The organism is Alitabrizicola rongguiensis (assembly GCF_021491355.1).
Taxonomy (GTDB): Bacteria; Pseudomonadota; Alphaproteobacteria; order Rhodobacterales; family Rhodobacteraceae; genus Aliitabrizicola; species Aliitabrizicola rongguiensis.
The window spans coordinates 753,791-773,518 of record NZ_JAKENF010000002.1; the positions used below are offsets into that span (position 1 = coordinate 753,791).

16 protein-coding genes are annotated in these 19,728 nt (G+C 64.1%); 12 read left to right on the forward strand and 4 right to left on the reverse strand.

Annotation, left to right across the window (positions count from 1 at the left end; genetic code table 11):
- Nucleotides 1-102 precede the first annotated feature (102 nt).
- Together thrS and L0V05_RS09630 are read left to right on the forward strand one after the other, a co-directional pair.
- Complete coding sequence (gene thrS / locus L0V05_RS09625; RefSeq protein ID WP_234869891.1) at nt 103-2,055, forward strand: threonine--tRNA ligase; 1,953 nt, start codon at nt 103-105, stop codon at nt 2,053-2,055.
- Nucleotides 2,056-2,289: 234 nt separating this feature from the next.
- Nucleotides 2,290-2,496 carry a cold-shock protein gene (locus tag L0V05_RS09630; protein WP_234869892.1) on the forward strand — a complete coding sequence of 69 codons (207 nt, stop codon included), beginning with the start codon at nt 2,290-2,292 and terminating at the stop codon, nt 2,494-2,496.
- 49 nt (nt 2,497-2,545) lie between these two features.
- On the opposite strand, the gene L0V05_RS09635 is transcribed toward L0V05_RS09630, so the two are convergent.
- Together L0V05_RS09635 and L0V05_RS09640 are read right to left on the reverse strand one after the other, a co-directional pair.
- Nucleotides 2,546-2,872 (reverse strand): arsenate reductase family protein, encoded by a 327-nt coding sequence (locus tag L0V05_RS09635; RefSeq protein ID WP_234870591.1) that lies wholly within the window; start codon nt 2,870-2,872, stop codon nt 2,546-2,548.
- Nucleotides 2,873-2,961: 89 nt separating this feature from the next.
- Entirely contained in the window at nt 2,962-3,570 is a 609-nt protein-coding gene (locus L0V05_RS09640; protein ID WP_234869893.1) for a response regulator transcription factor, read from the reverse strand.
- A gap of 208 nt (nt 3,571-3,778) precedes the next feature.
- Here L0V05_RS09640 and L0V05_RS09645 point away from each other — a divergent pair, with 208 nt between their 5' ends.
- Nucleotides 3,779-6,316: a hybrid sensor histidine kinase/response regulator gene (locus tag L0V05_RS09645; protein WP_234869894.1), complete on the forward strand. Its 2,538-nt coding sequence runs from the start codon at nt 3,779-3,781 to the stop codon at nt 6,314-6,316.
- Here L0V05_RS09645 and L0V05_RS09650 read toward each other — a convergent pair.
- A complete protein-coding gene (locus L0V05_RS09650; protein ID WP_234869895.1) occupies nt 6,313-7,038 on the reverse strand; it encodes a sirohydrochlorin chelatase in 726 nt (241 codons plus the stop codon). The genes L0V05_RS09645 and L0V05_RS09650 overlap by 4 nt on opposite strands.
- Before the next feature lie 118 nt (nt 7,039-7,156).
- Between L0V05_RS09650 and L0V05_RS09655 the strand changes: the two genes are divergently transcribed.
- From L0V05_RS09655 to L0V05_RS09685, 7 genes are all read left to right on the forward strand, one after another.
- Nucleotides 7,157-7,783, forward strand: a complete 627-nt coding sequence (locus tag L0V05_RS09655) for a helix-turn-helix domain-containing protein (protein WP_234869896.1) — start codon at nt 7,157-7,159, stop codon at nt 7,781-7,783.
- Nucleotides 7,780-9,153, forward strand: coding sequence for a glutamine synthetase family protein (locus L0V05_RS09660; protein ID WP_234869897.1), 1,374 nt, complete (start codon nt 7,780-7,782; stop codon nt 9,151-9,153). Before L0V05_RS09655 ends, L0V05_RS09660 begins: the two co-directional genes overlap by 4 nt.
- 7 nt (nt 9,154-9,160) lie before the next feature.
- The gene (locus tag L0V05_RS09665; RefSeq protein WP_234869898.1) at nt 9,161-10,420 is read left to right on the forward strand and encodes a flavin monoamine oxidase family protein; all 1,260 of its coding nucleotides are present in this window, start codon (nt 9,161-9,163) and stop codon (nt 10,418-10,420) included.
- On the forward strand, nt 10,417-11,805 hold the full coding sequence (locus L0V05_RS09670; protein ID WP_234869899.1) for an NAD(P)/FAD-dependent oxidoreductase: 1,389 nt from the start codon (nt 10,417-10,419) through the stop codon (nt 11,803-11,805). The genes L0V05_RS09665 and L0V05_RS09670 overlap by 4 nt, the downstream gene beginning before the upstream one ends.
- A gap of 160 nt (nt 11,806-11,965) precedes the next feature.
- Nucleotides 11,966-13,087, forward strand: a complete 1,122-nt coding sequence (locus L0V05_RS09675; protein ID WP_234869900.1) for a baeRF11 domain-containing protein — start codon at nt 11,966-11,968, stop codon at nt 13,085-13,087.
- Nucleotides 13,088-13,176: 89 nt separating this feature from the next.
- Nucleotides 13,177-14,829, forward strand: a complete 1,653-nt coding sequence (locus L0V05_RS09680) for an alpha/beta hydrolase (protein ID WP_234869901.1) — start codon at nt 13,177-13,179, stop codon at nt 14,827-14,829.
- Nucleotides 14,830-14,881: 52 nt separating this feature from the next.
- Nucleotides 14,882-15,463: a LysE family translocator gene (locus tag L0V05_RS09685; protein WP_234869902.1), complete on the forward strand. Its 582-nt coding sequence runs from the start codon at nt 14,882-14,884 to the stop codon at nt 15,461-15,463.
- Here the strand turns inward: L0V05_RS09685 and L0V05_RS09690 are convergent.
- Nucleotides 15,460-17,319 (reverse strand): OmpA family protein, encoded by a 1,860-nt coding sequence (locus L0V05_RS09690; RefSeq protein WP_234869903.1) that lies wholly within the window; start codon nt 17,317-17,319, stop codon nt 15,460-15,462. The genes L0V05_RS09685 and L0V05_RS09690 overlap by 4 nt on opposite strands.
- A gap of 192 nt (nt 17,320-17,511) precedes the next feature.
- On the opposite strand from L0V05_RS09690, the gene L0V05_RS09695 reads away from it, so the two are divergent.
- Complete coding sequence (locus L0V05_RS09695) at nt 17,512-18,585, forward strand: patatin-like phospholipase family protein (RefSeq protein ID WP_234869904.1); 1,074 nt, start codon at nt 17,512-17,514, stop codon at nt 18,583-18,585.
- A gap of 22 nt (nt 18,586-18,607) precedes the next feature.
- Entirely contained in the window at nt 18,608-19,717 is a 1,110-nt protein-coding gene (locus tag L0V05_RS09700; RefSeq protein ID WP_234869905.1) for an alpha/beta hydrolase, read from the forward strand.
- Nucleotides 19,718-19,728: the final 11 nt, after the last annotated feature.

Here is a 19,728-nt window from a genome sequence, read left to right on the forward strand (position 1 = left end):
ACAAGCTTGCCTCCGTTGACAATCCCGAACTCCCGTCGCACAGAAGCAGCACAAACCCGCAACCGGGCGTTTCGTAGGCGCCAAAACGACGAGGAGCCGGCCATGAGCCAGATTTCCCTGACATTCCCCGATGGCAACCAGCGCGATTTCGCCGCCGGTGTGACGCCTGCCGAAGTGGCGGCGTCGATCGCGCCGAGCCTGGCGAAAAAGGCGATCTCCGCCACCCTCGATGGCAAGCATTTCGACCTGCAATGGCCGATCCAAGAGAGCGCCAGCATCGCCATCAACACGATGCAGGATGACGCGATTGCGCTGGAACTGATCCGCCACGACCTGGCCCATATCATGGCCCGCGCCGTGCAGGAGTTGTGGCCTGACGTGAAGGTGACGATCGGCCCGGTCATTGCCAATGGCTGGTATTACGATTTCGACCGCGCGGAGCCGTTCAGCCCCGAAGACCTCGGCGCCATCGAGGCGAAGATGAAGCAGATCATCAACGCCCGCGACCCGGTCCGCACCGAGGTCTGGAGCCGGGCCGACGCGATCGCCTACTATGAAAAAGCGGGCGAACCCTTCAAGGTCGAGCTGGTCGAGGCGATCCCCGAGGATCAGAATATCCGCATGTATTGGCACGGGAACTGGCAGGATCTGTGCCGCGGGCCGCATTTCCAGAACACCGGGCAGGTTCCGGCAGACGCCTTCAAGCTGATGAGTGTGGCCGGCGCCTACTGGCGTGGCGACAGCAACAACAAGCAGCTTCAGCGCATCTATGGAGTCGCCTTCAAGAACCGCGACGACCTGAAGGCGTACCTGACGATGCTGGAAGAGGCCGCCAAGCGCGACCACCGCAAGCTCGGCAAGGAGATGGAGTTGTTCCATCTGCAGGAAGAAGCGCCCGGCATGGTGTTCTGGCACCCGAACGGCTGGACGATCTACCGTACGCTGGAAGACTACATGCGCCGCCGCCTGCGCGGTGCCGGCTACAAGGAAATCCGCACGCCCCAGGTGGTGGACCGCGTGCTGTGGGAAAAGTCGGGCCACTGGGAGGCCTATCGCGAGAACATGTTCATCGTCGAGGTGGACGAGGAAGGCGCGAAGGAAAAGCGCATCAACGCTCTGAAGCCGATGAACTGCCCGTGCCACGTGCAGGTCTACAATCAGGGCCTCAAGTCCTACCGCGACCTGCCGCTGCGGCTGGCCGAATTCGGATCGTGCCATCGCTACGAAAGCTCGGGCTCGATGCACGGGCTGATGCGGGTGCGCGGTTTTACTCAGGATGACGCGCATATCTTCTGCACCGAAGACCAGATCGAAAGCGAATGCGCCAACTTCCTGACGCTGCTGTCGTCGATCTACCGCGACCTCGGCTTTGTGAAGTTCGACATCAAGCTGTCGACCCGTCCCGACGTCCGCGTTGGCTCGGACGAGGTCTGGGACAAGGCCGAACGGGCGCTGGAAAACGCGATCCGCAAGGTGACGAACAACTTCACCATCGATCCCGGCGAAGGCGCCTTCTACGGTCCGAAGCTCGACTTCAAGCTGACCGACGCGATCGGGCGCGAATGGCAGTGCGGCACCTTCCAGTGCGACTTCAACCTGCCGGTCCGGCTGGATGCGGAATACGTGGCCGAGGATGGATCGAAACGCCGCCCCGTCATGCTGCACCGCGCCATCCTCGGCTCGTTCGAGCGCTTCATCGGCATCCTGATCGAGAACTATGCCGGCAAGATGCCTTTCTGGCTTGCGCCGCGGCAGGTCGTGGTCGCCTCGATCGTCTCGGATGCCGACGAGTATGTGCACGAGGTCACCAATGCGCTCCGCGCCGCCGGTCTGCGCGCCGAAGCCGATACGCGGAACGAGAAGATCAACTACAAGGTCCGCGAGCACTCGGTTGGCAAGGTACCGGTCATCCTGGCCATCGGAATGAAAGAGGTCCAGGATCGCACGGTCTCCTTGCGGCGGCTGGGCGACACCCGGACCGAGACGCTGGCGCTGACCGACGTGATCCGCCTTCTGACGAGCGAGGCCACGCCACCCGACCTCGTGCCGGAGTAATCGGCACCGAGCCTCGAAATCGAAGGAAAACCCCGGGAATCCGGCCGCATGGCGGCCGAATCTCGGATATTTCACGAGATGCTTGATTTTTTATTGGGATGCGGCAGACTTTTTCTTGCGTGGCCGGAAGCGCTGCCGGTGGCCCTTGGCAGGGTCCTCCGGGGAGAAACAGGTTTGGGGGACACGGCCCGGTGCAATCTCGCCCCGGGAGGACTGGCTTAAGGAGAGAGCGGCATGCCGACCGGCACCGTGAAGTGGTTCAACGCGACCAAGGGTTATGGGTTCATCGCGCCGGATGACGGCGGCAAGGACATCTTCGTTCACATCTCGGCTGTGGAACGGGCGGGCCTGAAAGGCCTGAACGACAATCAGAAGATCGGCTACGAGCTTCAGTCGGGTCGGGATGGTCGCCAGTCTGCGGGAGACCTAAAGCTTCTCTGAGCCATCGCCCCGAGAGCTTTTCCAGTCCGCGCTACAGGCGCGGGCTGTTTCATTTGGCCAGGGCTGCAAGGACCTTTTCGTCCCAGCCGAGGTGCAGGCTTTCGCCCGCGCGGATGACAGGACGCTTCATCAGCGTCGGCTGTGCGGCAAGCTGCGCCTCGGGTTCGGCTGCTTTCAGGAACTCCCCAAGTGATCTCCAGGTGGTCGATTGCCGGTTGATGATCGCGTCGCCGAAGGCATGTACGAATTCGGCGATCTCGGCATCCGAAAGCGGCTCGGCACGGACATCGCGAAATGCCACGTCGTGCCCTTCGGCTTTCAGCGTCTTGAGCGCCTTCTTGCAGGTATCGCAGGTCGAGATGCCGTAAAGGATCATGGTTGAGTCCGTCATCGAGTGTCGCTTGCCGGTATGGACCCTTGGCACGCACCGCGCAACTTGCGAAACGGCTGCCTCGCTGGCAGTGGTCAGAGCAGGCTGAAATCGCGTGCGATCATCGCTGCATGGGTGCGGTTCTTTGCCCCGAGCTTTCGGCTCAACGTCTTGACGTGCAGCTTCACCGTCACTTCCTGAAGGTCGTGGTCCCGGGCGATTTCCTTGTTCGACTTGCCTTCGCAAATGCCGCGAAGCACATCCTGCTCACGCCGGGAAAGGTTGAAGCGCCCTTCCGCCGGCAGGCTGGCATCGGACAACTCGCCGTAGGGCAGGAAAGTATCGCCATTCGCCATCGCCCGCACCGCCGCAACCATCGCCCGCGATCCCAGAGTCTTGGGCAGGAAGCCCGCAGCACCCGACCGCATCGCAGCCTCGGCCACTTCGCGCGTGGCGAAACCCGAAAGGATTGCCACTGGCTTGCCGCCATTCGCCTTCAGTGCCGAGATCATGCCTTCAAGGCCGTTCATGCCGGGCATGCTGTAATCGAGCAGGACCAGATCGATCGGACCCTGCTCCACGATGACGCCCATCGCCTCTTGCAAGCTCCCCACGACCTTCACAGCCTCGAAACCTTCGGCCTTGAGGAAGGCCGCGATCGTCTCGCGCACCAGATCATGGTCATCTGCTAGCAGGATCCTCATGATCGGTTCAGCCTGCCTGTCTATCTGTCCGGTTTCGTTGCCTTGCCGGAACGAAGCCGGCAAAAGAGCGATCTTGTTGAAAACTGGCAGGTCTGCAACCTAGATTCGCCTTCTTCCCAGTCCTACTTGCAGCCGGTCTTGCACAGCAAACCCTTTCAGCTAGCTTTCGGTCTGCAGACAAGCCCTTTGGCGCGGAAAGGAAAGCCGGTTGGCGCAGCGACCGCGGGAAAGACAAGGCTGGGTAAGACTCGTCTACGCGACGCTTGTCGCTGCAGCCCTTGTGTTGTTCGCGCTCGTCATCGTGTCGCTGATGCTCGAAGTCCAGCGGCAGCTCGAAGCACTGGGCCGCGCGAGTTCGGACAATGTGCAGTGGTCATTAGCACAGCTCGAAGTCGAGACTTCCTTGTTCCACGAGGCACTCGGCAAGCCCGACCCTAAGCTCGATGACATACGGCAGAGGTTCGACATCTTCCTGTCGCGCTTCACGATCTTCGACAAGAGCAGTCTGTTCGAGGACCTGCGTCGGCAACCCGAATTCGCCAACAGCCTGGCACAGTACCGCAACTTCGTGGACTCCACGCTTCCCCTGATCGATGGCCCGGACGACCGGCTCCGAGCCGAGATTCCGTCACTTGCCCAGCAGATCGAGATGTTGCGCCCCTATGCACGGGCGATTTCGATGGCCGGGATCGATTATTTCTCGGCACGCGCGGATGCGGATCGTCTCGGCGTTGCGCAGACCCTTCGAAACGTCGCCGTCCTGACTTCGATGCTGGTGATCGCCCTTAGCGTCCTCGCTTATGCGATGTTCCGCAACAGCCAGCAAAGCCGCCAGCAGACAGTCCAGATGGCAACCATGACTGATCGTCTGAAGACGGTCGTCGAGTCCTCGGCTGACGCGATCCTCGTCATCGACCGGGACGGGATCGCATCCGAATTCAACCCGGCGGCCGAAGAGATGTTCGGCTACATGCGCGACGAAGTGATCGGGCAATCGACCCAGATGCTGCTCTTGCCTCCGGAATCGATGACCGCTTCGGTACAACTGATCGAGGACCGCGTTATCGACGCTCAAGGCAAGCTGACCGGCAAGGCGCGACTTGAACTGGTTGCCATGCGCAAGAACGGCGGGCGGTTCCCGGCCGAGTTGACCATTGTCGGCACACGGGGAACCAAGGGGGAAATGGCCGTCTTGTTCCTGCGCGACATCTCCCTTCGCCAAAGTACCGAAGAAGAAATGCGCAGGGCCCGCGACAGGGCGCTGGAAAACGAACGAGCGAAGGCGGAGTTCCTGGCCGTGATGAGCCACGAGATGCGCACGCCCCTGAACGGACTTCTGGGATCTGTCGAGATCCTTGGCTCTACCGCCTTGACCGAACGACAGAAGGAGATCGTCGACATCATCGAAACGTCGGGCAACGTGTTGCTTGGCCATGTGAATGCAGTGCTTGACCTGTCGAGCGCCGAAGCCGGCGCCCTGCGCCTCGATGCGGTTGCCTTCTCGGTCGAGGCGCTGGTCGCCGAAGTGGTCGCGAACCAATCCGGTCTGGCCGAAGCTGCCGGAAACCGCATCGAGATCGTTGCGGCCTCAGATCCGGTCGGACGGATCATCGGCGATCCCGGCCGGCTGCGGCAGATCCTGCTGAACCTTGTCGGCAACGCGGTAAAGTTCACGACCGACGGCCGCGTGACCGTCGAGATCGAAGCCCTGCCTTCGCTCGCCGGCAACCCGCTGGTCGAGTTCCGCGTCATCGACAGTGGAATCGGCATCGCCGAAGCCGATCAAGAACGGATCTTCGAAGACTTCGTGACGCTCGACCGCTCTTACGGGCGCGAAGTCGGCGGAACGGGCCTTGGCCTTGGCATCACGCGGCGTCTCGTCGAAGCGATGGGCGGCCAGATCGGAATCGAAAGTGAACCGGGTGAAGGTAGCGTCTTCTGGGTTCGCCTGCCCTTTTCTCCAGCCGGCACCACCTCTGTCGAAGACGGGGAAAGCTCCGTTTCGGACAAACCCGTGCCACAGCGGGTCCTCGTGATCGAGGACAATTCCATCAACCGCTTTGTGCTTAGCACCCTGCTGGCAGAAAGTGGTCATGAGGTGACCGAAGCCATCGATGGCATGGAAGGTGTCGCGCTGGCAGAAAAGGAACGGTTCGACGTCATCCTGATGGACATCTCGATGCCGCGCCTTGATGGAATGGAGGCGACACGACTTGTCCGGCAAGGGGGAGCCTCGGCAACGGCCCGTATCGTCGCGGTGACCGCCCACGCCATGCCCGACGAACTTCAGCGCTATCGTGCCGCGGGGATGGACGATTGCCTCGTCAAGCCGATCACGCGCGGCGGTCTGTCTGCCGCAATCGAGGGGCGCGCCATAACTGCGCCAACCGACGGCGTGTCTGACACACCGCTCGACCGCGAGACGCTCACCGACCTCGTGTCGCATCTCGGAGCAGAAACACTTGACGGGTTGCTTATCCGATTTGTCGCCGAGGGGGATGCGACGATCGCCCGGATCGATGCGGGGGCAGAGGCTGATCAGGTGCGGCGCTTGGCGCATCGGCTCTCAGGCTCGGCCTCTACCTTTGGCGCACATCAACTCGCGCGCCATCTTGCCAAGCTGGAAACCCTGCTCAAGCAGGGGCGGCCGACAATCTGGATGAAAGACGACCTTCGTGCCAGCTGGGCCGAGACGCGCGTGGCCGTGCAGGCGGCACGCTCCGCGATCCTGCCAAAGTCGGCCTAGTTGAGCCTCAGGCGATCTGCGATCAGCTCCGGCACATCCGGATGGCAACCGACCGGCTCAAGCAGCGTCCCCGCAAATCCAGCCTCCTCCAGCGCCAGCGGCAAATCCGAGACGACATGGCCGCCACGGGCCGCGAAATAAGGAAGGCAGATCGCCCCTGGGCCAAGACTGCGCGCAACATCTGAAATGAGCGGGGCCTGCTCGATATAGCCCGCCTTCACATTCGCCCCCGTTTCCGCGGCGATAAGGCGCGCCATCCCTTCAGCAACAAGCGCAGGTGCCGGACTGCGCCCCGACCCGTGCGCCGCCAACAGGATTGCATCAGATGCCTCAGCAGAAAGAGCCTTTCTGGCCAGTTCGACCGTCAGGCGCTGAACGGCGGGATCGAGCCCGAACGCAGGAAGGATGCGCACGTCCCCTGCACCGGCTGCGGCCAACCGGGTAGGCAGATGAACCGTGGTGAACCATCCATCCGCCATGAACAGCGGATAGACCGACAAGGCCATACCCGCGCAGGCCGTTACCGCGCGCGAAAGGGAGCCTTCCGCAGCCAGCGTCGCGCCTTCCACCGTCCAGCCAGGCAGAAAACCGGCGATGCGGCCTGCAAGCGCAACGATCTCGGCATCGGCAGGCCCGGGGGCCGAGGGTTGGCCATGCGCGACGATTATCGCGGCCCTATGTCCTGTATCGCCCCGCTGCATCTCGCCGTCTCCCTTAGCCATCTGCAAGCTAGAGGCAGCCGCACATCATGCAAGAGGCGCCCGAAACCAAACCGCAAATCTCCTTGTAAGAACATGATCGACAGTGCTACTTAATGGCGCGTTCAGTGAGTGCCGCCCGATGCCCCACCCCTTACTTACCGAGCCTTCCCCGCTTTCGCCCGAGATCGGACGCCTTGCCGAGCGCGTGCGGCGCTTTCGCCAGGCCCGGCGGCTGTCGCTGCGCCAGTTGGGCGAGTTGACCGGCACCTCCGCCTCGTTCCTGAGCCAGCTCGAGCGCGGATTGACCGGCGCAACCACGTCAACACTGATGCAGATTGCCCAGGCGCTGTCGATCTCGGTCGCGGACCTGTTCGACGAACGCCTCCCATCGACCCACCGCGTCTTGCGAAAGGGCGAGCGACCCGCCCTGCCAGAATCTTCGGGATACCGAAAGACACTGCTCTCGCAGCGCCCGATCCACGATTTCGAAGTCTATGTAGGAGAGTTCGAAGTCGGTGGCTCGACCGGACCAGACACCTATACCCATGGCAACTCGCACGAGATGCTGATCGTCTTGCGGGGCGAGGTCGAGGTGACACTGGACGAAGAACGATTCCGCCTAAATGCGGGCGACAGCATCGAATACTCCTCTGCCACCCCGCACCGGACAGTCAACGTCGGTGCCGGATTGGCCGAGGTACAATGGATCATCTCGCCGCCCACTTCCGGTCTGGCGGATCTCGATCACTACACCAGGCAGCCATGAACAAACCTCTCATTGAAAAGCCGCTCCCGGCGGAACTTGCCGCCTTCCTGGCGACCCATCCCGAAACACGTTTCGTGGATGCCCTGCTGTTTGATCTTTGCGGCACGGCGATCGGCAAGCGCCTGCCCGTGCGCGATGCGGCCAAGCTTTGGTCGTCGGGCGCGGCCTTCTGCGCCGGGATCACCACGCTCGACGCGCTTGGCACCTGTTGGGACGTGAACGGTATCGGGTTCTCGGATGGCGATCCCGATGCGACGTCCTACCCCCTGCCCGGCACGCTCGTGACCGTTCCGTGGCAAGCGGGTGTTGCACAGGTGCAGATTGCCCCGGCGGCGCCCGAAGGTTCGGATGGCTGGTGGTTCGACCCACGCCGGATCCTGGAACGGGTGGTCGCGCGATTTGCCGAACTGAAGCTGACGCCGGTGGTTGCCTGCGAGCTTGAGTTCTACCTCGTCGATCCTGCCCGCGACGAAAACGGCCGCATCCATCCTGCCCGTCCCGCTCGTGCCGGTCGTGCGCCGGAGGCACCGCGCGTGCTGGCCTTTGACAAGCTCGACGAATTCGGCACGATCCTGGCCGAGATCGATGCGGCCTGCCAGGCACAGGGCCTGCCAGCAGGTGCCGCGACCGCAGAATACGGCGGAGCGCAGTTCGAAGTGAACCTCGACCATCTGGCCGACCCGGTGCGCGCCTGCGACCACGCGCTCATGCTGCGGCGGATCGTCAAGGGAGTTGCACAGAAGCACGGGCTGGACGCGACCTTCCTGTCCAAGCCATTTACCGAGCAGTCAGGTTCCGGGCTGCATATCCACATGAGTCTCGCCGATACCGAAGGCCGCAACATCTTTGATGAGCGCAGTCCGCAAGGCGACCGGATGCTCGGCCATGCGATTGCCGGGCTACAGGCGACAAGCGCCGACGCGATGGCGATCTTCGCCCCGAACCTGAATGCCTATCGCCGCTTTGGCCCGAACCTTTTCGTGCCGGTAAACACCAGTTGGGGGTTCAATAACCGCTCTGTCGCCTTCCGCGTTCCGACGGGTGGTGGGCAGGCGCGGCGGATCGAGCACCGTTTCGCAGGGGCCGATGCCAACCCCTACCTGGTCATGGCGGCCATGCTCGCGGGCGTGCATCACGGGTTGGTCAACCGTCTGGAGGCGACCGCAGCCTCGACCGGCAATGCCGGCGAGGAGGTCGATCCCGCTATGCCGATGCGGCTATGGACGGCGCTCGACAAGATCGAGGGATCGGCGATCCTCGCCGACTATTTCGGGCCGCGATACCCGGCGGCCTATGCCGCGATCAAGCGGTCGGAACTCGATGCCTTCCTCGCGGATGTCCTGCCGCGAGAATACGACTGGTACCTGTGAGCCGGTCATGGTGGACGCGATCATCATCGGCGGCGGGCTGGCGGGGGCCGCCTCAGCGCTCTGGCTTGCGGATCGCGGCCATTCAAGCGTGATCGTCGAGGCGCGCAACCACCTTGGCGGTCGCGCGCGGTCGCGCCCCCACCCGGGAAGCGGCGAAATCGTCGAATACGGCGGCGGCTGGATCCGCCGCGATCACGACCAGATCCGCGCGCTGGCGAAGCGGCTCGGGCTCGGCTTCACGCCGCGCGTCCCGATTGCCGGCCACCACTACTTTCTGGATGGCCAACCGGTCGAGGGTCCGGCCGCCTCGTCCGAAACCGCGGCGCGCGCGCCTGGGCTGTTGCGGTTCCAGGGCGACGCATTTGAGGCGGATCGGTTCTCGGAACTGGCCTTGTCGGACTACTTCGAGACACGGACGATCCCGGAGGCTGCACGGCGCGAGATCCTCGCCTGGTGGACGATCAGCGGCTCGGGCGATCCGGCACGGATCAGCGTGAGCGAGCTTCTGACGCCGAAGGTTGCAGCCGGGCTGATGATCAAGCTTGAAGAACTTGCAGACACGGTGACGGGCGGCGTCGAAGGGCTCGTCCGGCGCGCGGCAGAGGCCTCAGGCGCCGAAATCCGGCCAGGTGTCTCTGTGACCTCGGTCACCGACACGGGGTCGGGCGTCGTGGTCGGGCTGGCCGACGGCACAGCGCTTTCCGGCACCGTTGTCATCGTCGCGGCGCCCATCAATACCCTGAACGGCATTGCCTTTTCGCCCGCGCTCTTGCCAGAGGCCGCGATGCTGTGCGGCACCGGTCATGGCGGCCGGGCGATCAAGCTCCTGATCCGCGCCTGGGGGGTCGCGCCCGGTCTTCTTGCCACCGGCGAGACTGCAGGCCTGCGGTTCCTTTATGCGGATCACGTCTCGCCGGACGGCACAACGCTGATTGTCGCCTTCGGACTTCAGGACGAGGTAGGCGCTCCTGACCTGGCACAGATCGCCGAGGCCGTCGTCGCGGCGTTCCCGGGAGCGCAGGTGATCGACTTCGACTGGCATGACTGGATTGCCGATCCCTTCGCGCTTGGCACCTGGGTCTCGCCATATCTTGAAAATCATGTCGCATATGACCCTGCAAACTGGTCGGACTCGCCGCATGTTCTGTTTGCGGGATCCGACTTTGCCAGCGCCGAACAAGGCTGGTTCGAGGGCGCGCTCCTGACCGCCGAAATGGCCGTCAACGCCGCCGACCGGCGGCTGAACGCAGTGAAAGGCCTACCATGAAGCCCCAACGAACTGGCGATGTCTCGTTCTGGTATTCCGATATCGGGGGCCTGCCGGCCAGGCGCGCGCCGCTTGCAGGCGATACCACCGCCGATATCTGCATCGTCGGCGCGGGCTATACCGGGCTCTGGACCGCCTATTACCTGAAGAAGGCTGATCCGACGCTGAAAGTGGTCGTGGTCGAGAAGGAATTCGCGGGCTTCGGCGCTTCGGGGCGAAACGGCGGCTGGCTTTCTGGCGGGTTTGCCTGGAACCACGAGAAGTACCTTACAAACGGCAAGACGCCAACCGATGTCCGCCGCATGGTCCATGCCATGACCGGGACCGTGGACGAGGTGATCCGTGTGGCCGAGGCGGAAGGGATCGATGCCGACATCCTTCGCACCGACGAGTTGATGGTGGCGACCAACCACGCGCAGATGACCCGGATGCTGGACGAGGTCGAACATCGCCAGAGCTGGGGCGAAGGCCCGGACCGGGTCTATGCCATCGGCGAGGGCGAGACGCTGGCCCGGGTGCGCATTCCCGGCGCCATTGGCGCAATGGTGGTCACCGGGGTTGCGCGAGTGCAGCCCGCCAAGCTGGCCCGCGGATTGGCGGCGGCAGTCGAGCGGCTGGGCGTCACGATTGCCGAGGGCACGACGGTAACGGCGCTTGCCCCCGGCAAGGTCACGACCGATCGCGGCACGGTCACAGCCAAGATAGTGATCCGAGCGACCGAAGGCTTCACCGCTACTTTCCCCGGACTTGCGCGCGAGTGGCTGCCTATCAACTCAGCCCAGATTGCGACCGAACCGCTGCCACCCGAAGTCTGGGCCCGCATCGGCTGGGAGGGGCACGAGATACTGGGCGACATGGCCAACGCCTACTGCTACTGCCAGCGTACCCGGGAAGGCCGTATCACCGTGGGCGCGCGCGGCGTGCCCTATCGGATGGGATCGCGCATCGACACCATGGGCGAGCCAGACCCGGTCACGATCGAGCGGCTTATCGCGATCCTGAACAAGCACTTCCCCGAGGCCGCCAAGTACGGCGTGGCCCATGCCTGGTGCGGCGTGATCGGCGTGCCGCGCGACTGGTGCGCGACGGTCGGCTTCGATCCGGCCACCGGCATGGGGTTTGCGGGAGGCTATGTCGGTGTGGGAGTTTCGACCTCGAACCTTTCCGGCCGAACGCTCGCCGACCTGTCCCTTGGTCGCAAGACCGACCTTGCCACGCTGCCATGGGTCAACCACCGCGTGCGAAAATGGGAACCCGAACCGCTACGCTGGATGGGTGTCCACGGGATGTACAAGCTCTACGCAATGGCCGACCAGCGCGAGAAGCGCCCCGGCGTCGGACCCTCGAAGCTCGCCAAACTCGGCGCCTGGATCACCGGGCGCTGATCCTGTGGCCGGGCGGTTCGGTTCACGCTAGGGTCACTGCATCGACCATCTTTTCCCGCCCGGTTGATTTGCAACAAGGCCGAGCGGGACGTCTTGAGCCACAAGTATATCTGACCTCGCGCGATACACGTCGCGCCGCTGGATCATTGGAGAGCGAGACATGCTGCATATCGACCTGCCGACCCGCGCCGACATCCTGAAACTCATCAACACGCGGGGCGGTCCCTGTGTATCGATCTATGTCGCGACCACGCCGTTGACCGAAGGGGCGCAGCAGGACCGCATTGAGCTGAAGAACCTGCTCAAGGACGCGGTTGCCCAGCTCGAGGCTGCGGGCACACCCAAGCGGAGCATCTGGCCGATCGAAGAGGCGGTCGGTCATGTCGTCGAGGACGACGAGTTCTGGGCGTTCCAGGCCAACAGCCTTGCCGTCTTCGTGACCCCGGACAGCCTCACCACTTTCCGCCTGCCCAACAAGCTGGTCAGCATGGTCGAGGTCTCGGACCGCTTCCATATCAAGCCGCTCCTGCGGTCGATCACCTTTCCGCATCATGCCTTCGTTCTGGCCATCGGCATGGGCGCCCTGCGCTTGGTCGAGATCAGCAGCGACCTGCCGCCGCTTGAGGTCAAGGTTCCGGGGCTGCCCAAATCGATGGCCGATGCGCTTGGCCGGCGCAGCCATGGCGAGCGCACCGGTGCTGGCACGACCGGCGAGAAGACGAGCGAGCATGCGCTGATGACGCGTTATGCCCGCACCGTCGCCCAGGCTCTGCGCCCGGTGCTCGCCGGCCATGAAACCCCGCTCATCATCGCGGCGGCAGAACCGATGAGCTCCATTTACCGCTCGGTTTCGACCTATGCCCATACGGCGACCGATGTGATTTCCGGCTCCGCCGACCACACGCCCGATCACGAACTGGCGGCGGCGGCACGTGGCGTTCTCGACCGGATCTACGAAGGCCAGATCGCAGAGGTGGCCGCCCAGTTTGCCGACCGTGCCGCGCAGGGACGGGCGACGACCGACATTGCTCAGGCCGCGAGGGCCGCAACCTATGGGGCGGTAGAGACACTGATCGTCGACATGGATCAGGTCGTGGTCGGCACCGTGTCAGACGAGGACGGCACCGTGACCTTCGAAACGGAGGCCGACGCCGCGAACTACGGGATCGTCGACGAGATCGCCAGTCGCGCGCTGAAAGCCGGCGCGAGGGTGATTTCGGCCCGGAAAGCAGACGTGCCCGGAAACGGCGCGCTGGCCGCTATCCTGCGCTACGCAATCTGATCCGGCAGGCGGCGCGTCCTCTCGCGCCGCTTTTCCACGCCGTGTCAGCGCGATAGGGTTGCCGCACCTCTGGTGAAGGGCCGCCGCGCATGATTCCCCACCGTATTGCAAGTTTCCTGACCTCGTTCACGGCAACGGGGCTGATCTTGGCGACCCTGTTCGCCGCTGCGTCGCTGACCCCCAGTCTCGTGCCGCGGCATCCGGTCGTGCAGGGCGCGCTTACTGGATTCACTCTTGGAGCGGGCTACGGCCTTGGCTGGGCCCTGCGATACCTATGGCTCGGGCTGAAGCTGCCGGTCATGGAAGAGCAGGCGCTGAGGCGGATCAAGATCGCGGTGATCGCGCTTTGCACGCTCGTGCTAATCATCGCTCTTTGGAAGGCATCAGGCTGGCAGAACCGGCTGCGCGAGGTGATGGACATGCCGCCTATCGCCAGTGTCGGCCCTATCACCATTGCCGTCGTCGCGCTGGCCGTCTTCCTGATCCTGCTTGGGCTCGGCCGGGTGTTCCGGCGGCTTGTTCTTGTGCTTTCGACGCGGCTCGCGCATTGGATTCCGGGACCGGTCGCCGTGATCATCGGCCTCGTCGCGACCGCTCTTCTGTTCTGGAACATCGGCAGCGGCGTGATCGTCCACCAAGCGTTCCTCGCCTTTGACCGGGTCTATGCAACGCTCGATGCCACCTTCGAGGATGGCAGCCCTCAACCCACCGATCCAATGAAGACCGGCGGTCCCGGATCTCTGCTGACCTGGGAAGGCCTGGGCCGCGCCGGGCGCGAGACCATTGCGGCAATGCCTGACAAGACGATGATCGAGGCAATGACCGGGATGCCCGCGCAGGAGCCACTCCGCGTCTATGTCGGGCTGAATTCCGCCGATACTGTCGAGGAGCGCGCCCAGCTTGCCTTGGATGAGTTGATCCGCATCGGCGCCTTCGATCGGTCAAACCTGGTTATCGTGACGCCCACCGGAACCGGCTGGGTGGACCCCGAAGGACAGTCGGCGCTGGAATACGTGCTTCATGGCGACGTGGCCAGTGTCTCGGTCCAGTATTCCTATCTGGCAAGCTGGCTGGCACTCTTGGCAGACCCGACTTATGGCATCGAGACCGCGCGCGCCGTCTTCGCCAAGGTCTATGACCATTGGCACAACCTGCCCAAAGACAGTCGGCCGCGACTTTACCTGAACGGCCTGAGCCTTGGCTCGTTCAACTCGGACCTCAGCCACGACCTGTTCCAGGTGATCGGCGATCCCTATCAGGGCGCGCTCTGGGTCGGCCCGCCCTTCCCAAGCCGCACCTGGAATAGCGTGACGGCGCAACGCAATCCGGGCACACCCGCCTGGCTGCCAGAGTTCCGCGACGGCTCGGTGATCCGCTTCACCTCGCAGGAGAACAAGCTGGACGATGCCCCTGCACCGTGGGGTCCCTACCGGATCATCTACCTGCAATATGCCTCGGATGCGGTGACGTTCTTCGACCCCTATGCACTCTGGCGGCGACCGGCTTGGCTGCAACAGCCGCTTGGCCCCGATGTCAGCCCGGATTTCAACTGGATTCCGGTCGTAACCTTCCTGCAACTTGGCATCGACATCATGCTGGCCACGACACCTCCGATGGGGCATGGGCACACCTATGCCTTCCCGCATTACCTCGATGCCTGGGCGTCGCTCACCGACGCACCGGGCTGGACGCCGAAAGGTCTGGACGCGCTGAAGGCCAAGGTCGCGGCGGCGCGCGATTGACATGGGTCAAGGGCGAATCCGGCGAGGCTGATAGGCAGGCGGCAACCGATCCATGAGCGACATGATGACACCCCTCGCCTTTTCGGCAGCACTGATCGCGCTGCTGTTCTCTCCCGGTCCAACCAACACGCTGCTTGCAGTGGGCGGTGCCTCGCGCGGTCTGCGGCGCTCGCTTGGCCTGACCGTTGCCGAAGTCACGGCCTATCTGCTGGTCGTCACGCCTCTCTCGCTGTTCGGCGGCCCGTTCCTTCAGGGCCATCCGTCCGTGGCAGAGACAGTCAGGCTCGTGGCGGCGACCTGGGTTATCTACCTGGCTGTGCGGCTTTGGCAGGCCCCGCCCGTGACCGGCCCGGACCGGACGGTGACACCTGTCCGCATCTTCGTGACCACGCTCCTTAACCCAAAGGGGCTGATCATCGGACTTGCTGTCCTGCCCGCGACCGGCAGCTTTACCGCACTGCTGCCGTGGCTTGCCGGGCTGGCCGGCATCATCATTCTTGCTTCCCTCTGCTGGATCGGAGCCGGAGCCGTCCTCGGTCGCCTGACCGAAAGCGGACTGCCGAAACCACTGCGGCGCGGGGCTGCCGGCTACCTGGGGATTGTAGCGCTCGGCTTGGTCGCCTCTGCGATCTAGCTGCTGCCCTCCACCAGCCAGGTGATGTCGCGTACCGCCACTCGACGGTTGCGCGGTTCGTCACCCGCCGACGGAACCTTCAGGAAACGCTCGCCATAGCCCTGGACCACAAGGTTTTCCGGCGGAATGCCGAAAACCTGCGTCAGTGCAAGCGCCACCGATTCCGCCCGCCGGTCCGACAAGGCAAGATTGTAGGCCGCGCTCCCGACCGCATCGGTATGGCCCTCGACCAGAAAAAGGGCACGAGGGTCGTCAGCAATGATGTCGGCCATCAATTTCGCAAGCTGTCCCAGCCGACCAGCCTGTTCAGGCGGGATGGCCGACGAGGCCGTGGCAAAGGTAATCGGCCGGGGGCTGAGTTCCGGCGCGAGCGCGCGCAACTCTGCAATCCCCCGGACCTGCGCAAGACTGTAGCGGTCAAGACCGGGCTGCTCCGCTTCAGCCAACTGGCCACGCAGCTCGGCGATGTCCATATCGTCAAGAAGGCTGAGCGATGGCACGCGTGGTTTCGGCAGGCTGCTGACATCGACCGGCTTCACAGGGCGCGTATCGTCGATGATCCCGACGCGCTGCCCGTTCGGAAAGACGATCTCGCGGCGCAGGACCCGTCCCGTCGCATCGCGCACAGTCTCGACCGTGCTGCCGTCTCCGCGCGCGATTGAACTGAGCGTTGAGCCGTCCGAATATCGTTGCGTCGTCTCGACCACGCCAGGCTGCCGCAACAGCGCGTCATCGTCCTTCCACACAGCCAGGTTGCCGTTGCCCTGATCGACAACCACCCTGTCGCCGGAATTCGCAACAACCCGGTTGTTGGCCACCATCATGCCCACAGCAACCGCGCCGAGCGCGACGAGTCCGGCCTTTTCCAGATCGGAAAGCCCGCTCTTTTTCTCGGCAGAAGTGGGGGCGGCCGTGGTTACCTTGGTCTGGAAATCCTGCTCGCTGCTTCGGGCAGTCTCGGCGGAGATGGTCTGCGTCGACGTCTCGGCCGGTGGCGGCGCGAGGCCTTCGAGTGCGGCAGCCGCCGCCGCGGGCGCAGAGGCTTCCCCCGTCGGAGCAATGGCCTGCTCCAGCGTGTCGACGGCCGACGCGACTTCGGGCTTCGCCAGCAGCACGTCCAAAACGGCCTGTTCCTCTGCAGTCGGCAACGGAGCGGTCTCGGCAACCGGCTGGTCAGCAGGCGCGGCATCTGTCGTTGGGGGTGCCTCCGCATCGGTCGCCTGTCCGACTTCAGGGGCAGGATCCGTCGGCTCGGTTGCGGGTTGCTGGGCGGATGGAGTCGCCGGCTGGGTCTCGCTTCCCTCCTCCACCGGCTGCGCTTGGATCTCGGCCGGAGCGGGCGCGGCTGGTTCTTCGTTTGTCACAGGCTGCGGCGCGGTTTCAGCAGGGCTTTCCGTGACGGTCGTTACGGGCTGCGCCTCTGGCTCCGGCGCGGCGGAAAGCGGCTCGGCCGGAGCCTCAGTTGCGTCTGGCGCCGGCTCCTGCGCAGAGGGTGCTGCTTCCGTGGGTGCCTCGGATGGTGTTGCGTCGGCAGGCGGCGACTCTGCCTGCTGCTCTTCGGCGGGTGGCGGGGTCTCAGGAGCAGATGCAGCTGGATCGGTGGTGGGCGCGGTGCCATCGGGCGACGTCGCGCCTTCATTCGCAGGTTGGGTCTCGGTTGCCGCGCAGCCCGGCGCGCCGGGATCTGTCGAACAGTCGCTATCCGACTGGGCCAGCCAGATGCGCGCCTCATCTGCTGAGGCAACTGGCAAGACACGCGCAAGACCGGGGATCTGGGCCGAAGCCACACCGCCGTTGACGATTGAAAGAGACAGGGTCAACGCCGTCGTCGTCCGAAGGATCGGGTGGTGCCGCATGGGTCAGTGCCTTTCTCGCTCGCCGGTATCCATCAGAACTAAGCATGCCGGGCGTAAGGGCCAACCCTGCCAAATCGCCGTTTGCTGCGGCAGGCGGTATCCCGCCTTGGTCGATTGTGCCGGGTGCGCCGGCAGGTTAGGCTTCACGGAAGCTTTTCGAAGATTGGCCAGATTGGCCGCGAAGGAGTTCCGATGGCCCGCGCCCCCCGCAAGACGAAGCCCATCAACCTTGCCCTTCAAGGTGGCGGCTCGCACGGTGCGCTGACCTGGGGTGTTCTGGACCGGGTGCTCGAAGATGACAGGCTGGAGATCGTCGGCATCAGCGGGACATCGGCAGGGGCGATGAATGCTGTTGTCATGGCTGATGGCCTCGCCGCAGGCGGGCGCGACCGCGCCCGGGCGGGTCTCGAGCGGTTCTGGAAAGCCGTCAGCGACGCCGCGCTGTTTTCGCCCTTCCAGCGGAGCCCGCTGGACAAAATGCTGGGCAATTACAGTCTCGACCATTCACCCGGCTACCTCTTCTTCGAGGGGATGAGCCGGATGTTCTCGCCCTATGACTTGAACCCGCTCGGCCTGAATCCCTTGCGGGGGCTTCTTGCCGAACATGTCGACTTCGACAGGATCAACGCGATGAACGGGCTTCGGGTCCACGTCGCGGCGACAAATGTGCGGACGGGCCGGTCGCGTGTCTTCGGGCCGGGCGAGTTGGGGGTGGAGCCCGTCCTCGCCTCGGCCTGTCTGCCGCAGATGTTCCCGGCGGTCGAAATCGGCGGCGAGTTCTACTGGGACGGCGGCTTCACCGGGAACCCCGCGCTCTACCCGCTGTTGTCGAGCCTCGCGAGCCCCGACATCATCGTGGTCCAGATCAACCCGCTGGTCCGGCACGAAGCCCCGCGTTCTGCGCGCGAAATCATGAACCGCGTGAACGAGATCAGCTTCAACTCCAGCTTGGTCAAGGAATTGCGCGCGATCGGCCTGATGCAGCGCGTAGCACAAGAGCGGAACATCGACCTCGGGGTCTATACTCACACCTATCTTCATCTGATCCACACCTATGTCGAAGTGCAGGACCTTGTGGCATCCAGCAAGCTGAATGCGGAATGGGGCTATCTGCGCAAGCTCTACGATCTGGGCCGTGGCTGGGCCGAAGAGTGGTTGGCGCAGAATTACGATCATATCGGCGAACGCTCGACGCTCGACCTCGACAGCCTGGAAGGTGATGCGCATCTGCCCGCGCCACCCTCCGTTCCGCGCGCCGCCGAATAGCTGCGTGGGGGAGTACGCAACGATGCGCGGCGGATTTCTCCGGGCGATGGTCCTGACAGCGCTGGTCGCGCTGTCCGCATGCGCACCGCGCGGCAGCATCGTCGTCGATCCGGCGGCCTCTGCCATCGGAGACGTCCGCCCGATCATGGTCGCGAGCAGCCGGTCGCAGGCCGCCGATCCGGCAGTCTTTTCCGGACGCGTGGCCCCCGGCATGAGCTTTGCCGAAACATACGTCTCGGTGCCCCCCGACCGCGACCCGGGGACGGTCAGGTTCCCGGGCGCTACGGTCAATCCGCGGACTGACTTTCTGGCCGTGTCCAACCTGCGCATCGCGGACGAGACGGCCTTCATCCAGGCGATCAACGCCCAACTGGCCCGACAGCCGAAGAACCAGCGAGAGATTTTTGTCTTCGTCCACGGCTTCAACACCAATTTCGCTGAAGGTTTGATGCGGCAGGCGCAGATGCGTGCCGACTACGGGACGCCCGGGGTTTCGGTGAACTACTCCTGGCCGTCGGCTGCCAGCGTCAGCGCCTATGCGACTGATCGGGAGGCCACGCTCATCGCCCGCGACGACCTTGATCGTCTGATCGGGATCCTGTCGCGCACCAAGGCCACCGACATCGTCCTGAGCGGTCATTCGATGGGCGCCTTCGTGGTGATGGAGGCTGTCAGACAGCGCGCCATACGCGAAGGGCAGTCCGGCTTCCGCAAACTGCAGTCAATCGCCCTTCTGGCCCCCGACATAGATGTCGAGGTCTTTCGGCGCCAGATGCAGGCCCTGAAGGGCACGGACGTGTCGGTCTACGTCTTCACGTCCAGCCGCGATCGCGCGCTGCGCTTCTCGGCTCTCCTGCGCGGCACGCCCGACCGGCTTGGGTCGGTCAGCGACCCCGCTCGCGTCAGTGGTCTGCCCGTCGCTCTGATCGACTTGTCTGGCGTCCAGACGCAAAGCGACAGCTTGCGTCATTTCAAGGTGGCGACATCCCCGGTGATGATCTCGCTCATCCAGGGAACCGGCAATGTCGGGCTGGACATGTTCGAGGACGAGGAACGCAAGACCAGGTTCGCCGCAGCCGGCGTCGTGTTCCAGGACCTGCGCAACGTTGCGCGGGCCCCCTTCGTCCAGTAATCGCGCCGCCC